Source organism: Rhodoblastus sp. (assembly GCF_052145335.1).
Taxonomy (GTDB): domain Bacteria; phylum Pseudomonadota; class Alphaproteobacteria; order Rhizobiales; family Beijerinckiaceae; genus Rhodoblastus.
On sequence record NZ_JBKQOU010000319.1, the window covers coordinates 1 to 2,762 of the forward strand.

A 2,762-nucleotide genomic window follows, 5' to 3' on the forward strand; every position below is an offset into this window, starting at 1 on the left:
AGGAGCGAACGGTCGCTAAACTTTGGGACCGGATCGGCGTCATCCTTGACGAGTTCACGCCGCAAGAATGCGCAAACTATCTCTCCCACGACGGATACGCGTCATGTTAGCCGGGGAATGCTCTAGCCGCCATGAAACTCGCCGACGCCCTTGTGCCGCGGCCGCGGAATGCGAATCCCGCGCTCGGTGAAATCCTTCAGGCCGAGATAGATCATTGCCGTCATCAGCGCGTCGGCGAAGGCGTCGTGCTGGTTGAACAGCGGCAGTTTCAAGTCTTGCAAGATATGGGCGAAGGTCAGATCGACCTGCGTTCCCGGCGGCGCGTCGCCATATTTGCGCTCGTAATAAATCCCCGAGACTTCGATGCGCGGATTTGGCAATTGGATCCCGATGAATTCCAGCACATGATTTTCGAGCATGGCGATGTCGAAATCGATGTAATAGCCGACCAGCGGCCGCCCGCCGATGAAGTGCAGCAAATCTGGAAGGATCTCGCGGATCGGGCAGGCGTTGGCCACGTCGGCCTCGCGCAGGCCATGTATCTTGATCGCCTCGGCGCTGATGGCGCAGCGCGGGCGCACCACGGCGTTGAACGCCTCGCTGGCGAGGATGCGGTTGCCGCGGATCTTGATAGCGGCGATGGAAATGATCTCGTCGCGCTTGCGGTCGAGACCGGTGGTCTCGCAATCGATCGACACCACCTCGTCGGGCGGTCCGGGCTCGAACAGAAAGCGATAGCTCTTGTCGCCGAGCGTCGCCTTGTCCATGGCGCGAAATAGCCAGCGCAACGCCATGGCTCGTACCTAAAACATGTTCAGGTTGAAGTGGTGGCGCAACAGGTCGCGCAATTGCTTCACCACCTGAAAGGAATCGCGCAACAATTCGCGATCCATGCTGGTCAGTTCGCCTGGGCGCAGCAGGCTGCCGCTGGCCGCCGCGTCAAGCTGGGCGTCGAGCCGCAAGGTCTGCAGATAATCCAGCGCTCGCGCCAGATCGCGCGAAAATTCCGCCTTGAGCAGGCCGAGTTCGGCGAGCTTCGCCAGGCGTGCGAAAGTATTGGTCTCCTCCAGCCCCTGCTCGACGGCGAGCGAGCGTACGCCGTGGACGATAGGAAAAATGCCGCCCTTTTTGAGATCGAGCGCGTCGCCGTCGCCTTCCGCCAGTTTTAGCCGGTTGAACAGGCCGATCGGCGGTTCGAACACTTCGATCGCCTTGGCGAAACGCCCGAGAAAGACGCGCTCGTGGGAGAGTTTTTCGAACAGAATTTTCTTGGCGCGCGTCAGCAGGCTCTCGTCGCCGGCCACCGCCGCCGCGTCGCAGAAGATCGCGACATTCATCGCCGACTGTTCGTCCGGCGCCATGACCCATACGCCAAAATCGGCGACATATTCGTCGAGCGTGCGCGACCACAGCGGGTTGTTGACCATCACATGGCCTGGACAGGGCGGAAAACCGAAATCCGCCAGCGCGCCGGAAAACTCGTCGCGGAATTTCTGCAGCGCCGTCGCGTCCACCGGTTCGGACAGGATGAGTCCATTGTCCTGATCGGTGCGGATGGTCTGTTCGCCGCGCCCCTCGCTGCCCATCACGATCAGGCAGCATTTATCGCGCAGTTCCTGAGGACACAGCAGGTCGAAAAGCTTGGCGAACAGGCGGCGGTTGAGATCGGAAACGATCTCCGCAACAACCTCGAATTTGACGCCCTGGCGGCGCAGCGGCCGGATCTGTTCGGCAATCTGCGCGGCGGCCGCGCCCAGTTCCTGCAAGGTGGCGGCGCGGTCGATGCGGCCGACGACCAGTTGCGAATTGCCGGCGAAAAAGCTCAACAGATTGATGTCTTCCAGAATGCCGACGAAATTCTCGCCCTCCTTCACCACCAGGCGGCGCTTGTTGTGCTTGGTCATCATCAACAAGGCCTGCGAAACGAAATCGTCCGGGGCGACGGTGACCATGTCGTATTGCGCGATCGCGCCCACCGGTTCGTCGATGGTCATGCCTTTCAGCACCACGGCCTTGGACAGGTTCATGCCGGTGACGATGCCCATGCGCTCGCCGTTTTTCACCAGCAGCGCGTTACAATCGATGTCGCGCATGATGCGTCCCGCGGAGGCGATCGACTGCACCGAGTCGATCACCGCCGCAGGCAGGAGGAACAGGTCGCGCACCCGGGCTCGCATCATGGTTTCGATCTGCGCGGATTCGTCCTGCTGCGCCATGGCGTCGAGCTTGCGCGAAATGTCGATGTAGAAAAAGGCGCCGAAACGCGGGTTGCTGTTGATCAGGCGCAGCATGTCGGAGCGCGGCGCCAGCGCGCAGATGGTTTCCTCGCGGGTAATGAAGGCGCTGACGCCGGCGCCCTGCACCAGGGCGCGGCTGTCGAAGAAGTCCTTCGGCCCCAGCAGGCCGACCAACTCGCCCTGCGCGCGCTCTTCGACGCAGCCCTTGACGATGATGTAGAGCCCTTCCGGGGCTGCGCCCTCGGCGATGATCGTCTCGTCCGGCCGAAAATAGGCGACGTCCAGAGCCGCCCGAAGCAGCTCGGCTTCCTCCAGGCTCAACCGGTCGAAAGGCGCAGCCGACGCATCGAAAATGGGATTCATTACGGATTCTTTGTCGGATTCTTCGACGATTTCTTCGCCGGCAATTCAGCGAGGCTCCGAAAACATTCTTTGGAAACGCGCGAGGCGACTTGCGCGGAAAAAAGACATGAAAAGGGCGCGGCCGCGGGCGCGCCCGCATCCAATTTTTTAGTGGGGCGCGGG

The 2,762-nt window shown here is 61.5% G+C and carries 2 protein-coding genes; both read right to left on the minus strand.

What is annotated here, in order from left to right:
- Positions 1–122 precede the first annotated feature (122 nt).
- The gene (locus ACLP2E_RS19570) at positions 123–794 is read right to left on the minus strand and encodes a 3'-5' exonuclease (protein WP_442463284.1); all 672 of its coding nucleotides are present in this window, start codon (positions 792–794) and stop codon (positions 123–125) included.
- 9 nt (positions 795–803) lie between these two features.
- Positions 804–2,600: a putative nucleotidyltransferase substrate binding domain-containing protein gene (locus tag ACLP2E_RS19575; RefSeq protein WP_442466874.1), complete on the minus strand. Its 1,797-nt coding sequence runs from the start codon at positions 2,598–2,600 to the stop codon at positions 804–806.
- Between the last annotated feature and the right edge of the window lie 162 nt (positions 2,601–2,762).

Coding starts and splice junctions, on each gene's coding strand:
- ACLP2E_RS19570 (WP_442463284.1), bottom strand. CDS start 794: ATGGCGTTGCGCTGGCTATTTCGCGCCATGGACAAGGCGACGCTCGGC.
- ACLP2E_RS19575 (WP_442466874.1), bottom strand. CDS start 2,600: ATGAATCCCATTTTCGATGCGTCGGCTGCGCCTTTCGACCGGTTGAGC.